This is a genomic window from Acidovorax sp. GW460-11-11-14-LB4 (assembly GCF_059423685.1).
Window position 1 is genome coordinate 37,313 of the sequence record NZ_JBWKYJ010000036.1, and the last position, 7,508, is coordinate 44,820.

The 7,508-nt window shown below is 61.1% G+C and carries 7 protein-coding genes; 6 read left to right on the forward strand and 1 reads right to left on the reverse strand.

What is annotated here, in order from left to right; translation table 11 throughout:
- Window positions 1–112 precede the first annotated feature (112 nt).
- From AC07X4_RS14190 to AC07X4_RS14215, 6 genes are read left to right on the forward strand one after another with little or no spacing between them, the layout of a single operon-like run.
- Window positions 113–682, forward strand: a complete 570-nt coding sequence (locus AC07X4_RS14190) for a hypothetical protein (RefSeq protein WP_494740426.1) — start codon at window positions 113–115, stop codon at window positions 680–682.
- Window positions 679–1,461: a type II secretion system protein gene (locus AC07X4_RS14195; RefSeq protein ID WP_494740427.1), complete on the forward strand. Its 783-nt coding sequence runs from the start codon at window positions 679–681 to the stop codon at window positions 1,459–1,461. The genes AC07X4_RS14190 and AC07X4_RS14195 overlap by 4 nt, the downstream gene beginning before the upstream one ends.
- The gene (locus AC07X4_RS14200; RefSeq protein ID WP_260667432.1) at window positions 1,458–3,704 is read left to right on the forward strand and encodes a coiled-coil domain-containing protein; all 2,247 of its coding nucleotides are present in this window, start codon (window positions 1,458–1,460) and stop codon (window positions 3,702–3,704) included. The genes AC07X4_RS14195 and AC07X4_RS14200 overlap by 4 nt, the downstream gene beginning before the upstream one ends.
- Window positions 3,701–4,939: a type II secretion system protein gene (locus AC07X4_RS14205; RefSeq protein ID WP_494740428.1), complete on the forward strand. Its 1,239-nt coding sequence runs from the start codon at window positions 3,701–3,703 to the stop codon at window positions 4,937–4,939. The genes AC07X4_RS14200 and AC07X4_RS14205 overlap by 4 nt, the downstream gene beginning before the upstream one ends.
- Before the next feature lie 8 nt (window positions 4,940–4,947).
- On the forward strand, window positions 4,948–6,270 hold the full coding sequence (locus AC07X4_RS14210; RefSeq protein ID WP_494740429.1) for a prepilin-type cleavage/methylation domain-containing protein: 1,323 nt from the start codon (window positions 4,948–4,950) through the stop codon (window positions 6,268–6,270).
- A gap of 36 nt (window positions 6,271–6,306) precedes the next feature.
- Window positions 6,307–7,035, forward strand: a complete 729-nt coding sequence (locus AC07X4_RS14215) for a prepilin-type N-terminal cleavage/methylation domain-containing protein (RefSeq protein WP_099730532.1) — start codon at window positions 6,307–6,309, stop codon at window positions 7,033–7,035.
- A gap of 97 nt (window positions 7,036–7,132) precedes the next feature.
- Here AC07X4_RS14215 and AC07X4_RS14220 read toward each other — a convergent pair.
- The coding region (locus AC07X4_RS14220) for a hypothetical protein (RefSeq protein ID WP_494740430.1) at window positions 7,133–7,508 on the reverse strand (376 nt) is incomplete at its 5' end.

Below are 7,508 nucleotides of genomic sequence, written 5' to 3' on the forward strand. Positions count from 1 at the left end.
ACGTTCTTTGTTGTCACTTCGCGCAGACATTCCAACCCCTGTTTCTGGCATAGGTTTGTTTGAGAGTTTTCACGCTGGTGAGGCCTGCCCGTTCTGCTGGGCAGGAGACTGAATGCGTAAGCCCGTTTTGGTAGGTGCGAGTCTAGGACTGCTGCTGTTGGTCGCGATCGCCGTCGGTGTATGGATAACTGATAAGCATCCCGAGCCAGTTGTCGGTGGAATACCACCTCGCACGACGAGCCCCCGGATCGTGCCGTCAGCCCCAGCGGCTTCCATGGCTCCGGACACAGCACAGAGCATTCCACAGGCAGACCTGGCAAGGCAGGACCGCCGCCGCCGCCTGGCGGAAGTGCGCGCGGAATTCAGGGCGCTGAGTGCTCAAGGGGCGCAGGCATCGCCGCAGAAAATGCGGGCGTTGGTGGATGAATTGGAGGCCTTGTCCGGCCCCAGCTTCGATCCGCGTTATTTCCAGTCGCTGCGGACGATGCTGGACCAGAACGCAAAACTGCAGCAACTCAACGCAGAACTGCAAGTCCTCACCAAAAGCAAGGCCCCCAAGGATGCAGCGCGACAGGAAGCCATCCTCGCCGAAATGCGTGCAATAGGCGAGCGCGTGGCTGCGGAAGCAAAGGCCATGCAGGCCTTCATGCCCAAGCCCACGCCTGAGGTAAAAGCTCCATGAGTTCCAGTGGTTCTTACTCTGGCGCATTGCACAAGCGTGCCACGCAGAGGGGGTTTTCCCTGGTCGAAGGGGCGATCGCGCTCGTGGTAGCGGGGCTAATGACTTGGGCGGCTTTCAGTGGGTACGTGACGGTATCCGAACAACAGGAAATCGAACGTGGCCGAGCCGAGGCAGAGCAATTGCAGTCGATTCTGCGGGCATTTGCGCTGCGCAATGGGCGGCTTCCATGTCCTGCGAGCACGCCTGACGGATATGAGGCGCTGAGCAGTGGAGTGTGTGCATCAGGGGTCCAGCTGGGTTGGTTTCCTTATGTGAGCGTCGGTCTCGAATTGCCCACGGATCGACTGCGTGCCCGCTATTCGATTTTCCGAGAAGCGAACCTCGCCGTGCCTGCGCAAGACGCAGATCTGGCTGTGGAGTTGGAGCGAACGGGTGATTCGCTGGGTGCGCCCACGCATCGGGACATCACCGACTTGATCGTTGCTTTGAACAATGCGTCTACTAAGCCAGTGTCGTCAGCGCGCACGTATCTCACAGGTGACGGCGGTGCGGCGGGAGCCATTGATTGCGCTGCCAATCGTGTAATGGTTGTAGCGTACTGGGTGGTGGTGCCACTTCAGGACAAAGATGGCGACGGGAACCGCCTGGATGCCCCTCACACTCTCACCAGTTTGTGCGCAGCGAGCCCTTCAGCGCCGCTGCGGTTTGCGTCGGATGACGTGGTGATCGCGGAGTCACCTGCGCAGTTGGCAGGGTGGTTGCGCAAGAGCCTGCCTTGACGGCAATCCCCTCCTTCACTTTCATGCTGCCGATGTCTACGACCTGTCTCTCCTTGCCGCTCCGAAGCGCTGCACGCCGCGCAGGCGGATTTGGCCTGCTGCAAGTGATGCTGCTCATCGCAGTAATGTCCGGACTTGCTACGATGGGCTACCTTCAATGGCGCGAACGTTCCGCGTTGGATTCGTCCCGCCAGGAACGTCAGGCCCTGGCACAGGCTGATCAGGCGTTGATTGCCTATGCCACTGTAGCCCGCAGCTTGCCGTGTCCAGACGTTGATCGAGACGGTTTGCAGGATTGCGGTGCACCGGCTACCCAAAAGGGATGGCTGCCAACGGCGACCCTTCGCATGGCAGGCGTTGACCCCGGAGTGGACGTGGGGCAGTTGCGCTACCTCGTTCAGCGCCAAGGTGGTGCCAACGACCTCACGATGCTGACGGACACGTGGACTCCTCTCGAGTACAGCGACGGAGCCGACGGCTTTTTCGCCATGCGCGGAGCTCCTTACCCAGCGGACATCCTCACGTTGACCGACCTGTGCCAAAGGCTTGACACCGGCCGCAGGGCGACGATGTTACCCACCATGGCTCAAGTCAATGCACCGACCCCGCGCGCCATCGCCTATGCGCTGGCCCATCCGGGAAACAACGATGCGGATGGTGACGGTGATCTATTTGACGGCGCCAATTCCAATGCCGCAGCCAATGTCAACCGCATGGAAGACCCGAACCGGCGTTCGCTCCTGGCGGGGTACAACGACATCGTGCTGGAGCGGTCTTACGACAGCCTGCTGTCGGCTTTTCATTGCCGCCCTTTGATCGATTCCATCAACACAGTAGCTCTGGCCCACGATGTGGCCGGAGACGTAGCTGAGATGCGTGCCGACAACATCTCGTCTGCCCGTCGTTCGGTTGCCTTCAGCACTTTGGCGGCCATCATGACGTCTCTGGAGATTGCCCTGGCCGTGGCAGAGGGGGCTTCTGATGCTGGCAACGCCGCCGCAGAGTGGGCCATCTGTGCGGCGTCGCTGGGGTTGGCGGTCAATGCCTGTGCGGCCGCACCCCAGCACACGGTAGCGATTGGGCTGGCGGGGGGCGTCATCATCGCCAACGGTCTTGCCGTGGTTGCCAATGCAGTGGCGGCTGGCATTGCCGGTACAGCTTTGACGCTGGCCGATAGTAGTGCCACGGCTAACGATATATGCCCTCCCATGGATCCGGCGGTGAACAACCTCATGCTGTCCATCGCGCAGCAGGAGGTGACGGATGCCAATGCCGAACTGGCCGCCGCGACTACGGCTGTCAACAACAAGACGGCAGAACTCAATACCGCCATCGCGCAGCGAACTGCCGCCGTCACCAGTCTGACCAGCCTGATTCGAAATGGCCAAGCCAGTTCGCAGATCGACGGATTGCTCAACACCTTGCTGGCTGCTGCCGGTACCTGGGGCAGTACATCGTACGCCAGCGCTGCCGCCGATTCCAAGGTCACGCAGGCTACGCAGCTGCGTGATCGCTGGGCGGCCGAGGTCGCCAAGTACAACGCAATGCTGGCAGACATACCGGGCACTCTCGCCCGATTGAATAGCGAGATTGCTGCACTGGACTTGCTCATTGCCACCAATCCGCCCAACAAGACAGACCTTCAGAATGAGCGTGACGGCAAGGATGCGGAGCGCAAATTGGCTGGTGATGTAGCCGGCCTGACGGCCGTGCGAGACAAAGCTGTGGCTGAACTGGCCAGCGCACAGACGGCACTGGACAACGCCGTTGCTGCGCAAACGGCTGCCAGCGCTGCCTATTCCACGGCGCAGACGAGCTACCAAAGTGCCATTTCAAACTTTGTCAACGGCACGGCCCGCTACAACATCTACAACAGCAGCGGGGCCGTGGTTGCCTATGGATGCACGACCGCCTGTCAGGCTGGCGACGTCAATATCAACAGCGTGGGCCAACTGGGCTCCGCGCTGGTCGACCTTTTTGGACTGGGCGCGATGACCAGCCCGAGCACCGACGCCAAGTACCTTAAACCCGTCAAGCTGCAAAAAGAGCTGGATGCTTTGAATCAACGTCTGGCGGCAGCGCAAGATCGCAAGGCCACGGCCGATGCCCGGTTGCTGGAGGCGCAAAACCGTGTCAATAACCCGCCGCCCTGCAACGCCACGGGCTCGGCCGTAGTGCCCATGACACCCGAGCAAGCCGAGTCCATCTTGGCGGATGTAGATCGCAAGGGAGGGACGCGATGATGTTCATGAGAGCGGACGCGCAATTACCTTCGCGCCTGCGCCAGACAGGGTTGTCACTGGTGGAGCTGGGCGTTGCCATGGCAATCGTCGGGGTGATTGGCATCATCACGTGGCGATGGGTGGCCGACACGCGTGCTCCTATGGATCGCACTGCCATCATGGGGCAGCTGACTGAAGCCCAAGCAGCGGTGGAAGGCTTTGTGCTCGCCAATCATCGGCTGCCCTGCGCCGCATCCGGCACCAATGGCACAGAAGACTGTGGCAACACCAGCGCTGCTGCGGTCCTGCTGCCGTGGCGCACTCTGGGGTTACCCAGTCGCTTGGGTCAGTTGCACTATGGCGTCAATCGCGGTGCTTCGCTGGATCTCGCCAGTGCGCCGACGGCCTCCGCTTCCCCTGATCTCAACATCAATTACACCCCCGCTATTCCGGTGCTGGCTTTGTCAACCGATGCGGGCGTCAACGCTGCTGCAGCCGCGTTGACGGGCACCATCACGGCAGCAAATGGCAGGCGCGCCGTTATCAATGGCCTTGACTGGTGCCGTGTGGTGCGCCGTCTTGCGGCCAATCCCACGGCGGCGGGTGTCCTCACTGCGGGCAATCTCACCGCAAGTATTCCGGTCGCGTTTGTGATCGCGCACCCGGGGGTGAATGGCGTGTTTGAGGGCAGCAATGTGCCGGGAGGTGCAGCGGGGTTCAGATTCGACATGCCCGGACGCGCGCAGGACAGCAATTTCGATGATCTGTCCGTGGCTGTTGGCGCGGGCGACCTTGCGTCCCGCATTGGGTGCGTGTCGCGTCTGGGGGCTATGCAGGCTGCCGCGCAGGGGGCCTACACCGCTTATGACAACGTGCGAGTGGTGCAGGAATACTGGTCTTTGCGAGTGTTCGATATTGAGCAGGCACAGTCAGCCCTGGAGGCCGCACAAACGGGCGTCATCATGGCGACCATGAACGCTGCTCTCGCTGCTGGCAGCGCGGCACTGGCCATCGCTTCCGCTGCCAACACCGAAGGGATCACGATTTTCGGGCTGGTTTTGTCCGTGGCCAATGTAGCAGCTGCAGCTGTTGAGTTGGGTTTTGCGGCGGACGATCTCCGTGAGGCCGAGAAGGCGCTGCAAGACTCCAAAGACAAGGAACTCGCGTCGCGGGCTTATGTGATCGAGGTGTTTGAAACTTTTACCCAAGCGCTGACGGCGGCGAACCGGCTGGATGAGAAAGGGCTTAACCCATGAGACACCGCATGCTGGGTTTCACACTGGTCGAGCTGTCGCTGGTGTTGTTGGCTCTGGGTCTGATATTGCCTGGTGCAGTCATCTTCTGGCAGTTGTCTGAGCGGCATCGCGTGGCGGCTGTGCAAATGGACGCGCAACAGCAGTCGCGCCAGGCACTGCTGGGTTATCTGCATTCTCATTACAGGTTGCCATGCCCGGCTGCGGATGCTAATGGCGTGGAGTCCTGCACGGATGGGGCAGCGATTCGCCAGGTGGGCTATCTCCCTTGGCGTACGTTGAACCTTCCGCGCCCTGAGGCGGGACGTTTGCGGTACGGCGTATACCGCGAGCCTTCAGGCGCTACGATGGCTGCAGCTCCTTCGGACCGGGACCTTGCGGTGGCTCGCGACCGGATGAACCCGCTGCGTGTACGCACCCCATCTCCCAAACCCCAGAACCACACAGCGGCCCCCAACCCAAACGCGCCTCCCATTCCGGAAGTGCTGTCCAGCTTGAACAGCGTGTTGGGAGTTACCCAGTCTGGCAACGATGCGGCACCACTGAACCCAGCCTGCGATGCTGCCGGTGACCCGGCCTGTCCATTGGGTGTAGTCAATGCGGTCAATCTCATTGACATTTGCCTGGCGCTGAACACCGCCAGCGATGCTTTGGTGGCTCCTTCTGGCCGGTTGGCCACCCAGGTTGGAGCAACCCGGCGCACCGCCGCTTTCGTGATCGCCGCGCCAGGTCTGTTGGACGCCCAAGGCAATGGCCAGGCGTTTGATGGCGCCAATGCCACTGCATCCAACGCTGACCCCACTTTCGCTTCGCCCAGTCAGGCTGTAACCGAACAGTACGATGACATCGTGCTGGCCGCGAGTCATACCGAGCTGTTTGCAGAGTTGCAATGTGGGGCAGCGTTGTCCGCCATTTCACACGCTCATTTCAACGTAGCCACGGGAGCTTTTGTGATGGAGCGTGCCATGTACGACTACCGTGATCAACTCTACATCGCTGTGGTACTGGCTCGTGCTGATGTTGCCGCGGCGGCGGCCGGAGCGCTTTCTGCAGCTGCTGGGTCGTTAGATGCCGCGAAGGAGATGGTGTCCGCCGTGGCAGATACCACCATGTCTGTGGGCGCTCGTGCGTTTCAGATAGCACTGGCGGCTGTGGGCATCGGATTGGCCGTGGCCAGCGATATTGCGGCTGCGGCCGCTGTGGTGGATGCTGCGCTTTCTCTTGCAGAAGCTGAGGATGTTTTTGATGGCTTCGCGACACGCACGACGGCAATGACCGAATTGTCACGAGACATTAATACCAACGCGTTGAGGGCTGACGCCATTGGCCACTGATGAATTTGATGACCGACGTTTACTGAGTGACGCACCATGACCCCATTTCACATTCACCCTCACGGCGCTGCCTCGCGTCGACAACGTGGTTTTTCGCTTCTCGAGCTGAGCGTCGTTCTGATCGTGATCGGCTTGTTGCTGGGTGCCGTTGCTGTTGGTCGTGATTTGCAGCGTTCTGCCGCCAATCAGCGGCTTTCCACCGACTTCATCCAGGGCTGGCAACTCGCTTATGAAGGTTTCTTCAACGGTGTGGGTTACCCACCCGGTGACAACCCGACCGCGCCCACAGGGCAGGTCAATGGAAACGCTGCCACGCCTGGTACAGAGCTGTGTGGTGCGGACATGATCAATGCATTTCTGGCCGCCGGTATTCGCCTGCCCACGGGCCGTACCGAGGGCCAGCAGGACCGCTATGTGTATCTGGACAGCAATGGGAACCCGCAGGAAGTGCGGGTGTGTTTTCAAAGCCGTGACTGGGCTGAGCCTGGCGCCACAGGGGGCGTGTTTGTATCTCGCAAGCGCAACATCATGGTGGTCCGTGGTGTGACGTTTTCCTTGGCGGCTGCGTTGGACCAGCAGATCGACGGACGCAGTGACGCGCGTTTTGGGCGCTGGCGCGATATCTCCTTCGCCAACTCCATCGCTGAACTCAATGGCCAAGCCTGGCCCATTGATGACCGGATGGCATTTGGGTCCACCACAGTGACTTCGCTGGATGAATCGCAGGTGGCCATCACCACGGCGCTTTTTCAGATGATGCGCTGATTTCCGTGCGCGAGCCGCGAACGCTTGGCGCGGTGGCGGTAGCGTGGGGCAGGGGTACTTGGCGTGTCGTCGCTTTGAACGATTAAACCCTCGGTCCTCAAGCTTCTGCCAGCTGAAACCGCTGGTCAAAGTTCATCTTGCCCAGCACGCGCAGCGCCGCGTTGCGGGTGGCGTTGTCCACCTTGCTGATGTCCAGGCTGTAGCGCTTGGCGGTGGACACTACGTCCACACATTTGTGGCCCCATTGCACCGCGACCAGCAGGGCGGGGCGCTGGCCAGCCTCGGCACCTACCGACACGCCGCGCTGCTCGGGCCGCAGCATGAATTCGAGGTGGGGGGTGCGCACCAGGGTGAGGCGGTCGGCCCCTCGGGGGCCCAGGGCGAACGAGATAACCCAGTCGTCTTCGTCTTCCACCGTCACAAACGGAACATGCTGGGGTGCGGCCATGGTGCTGGGCGTTGGGGTTGTAGGG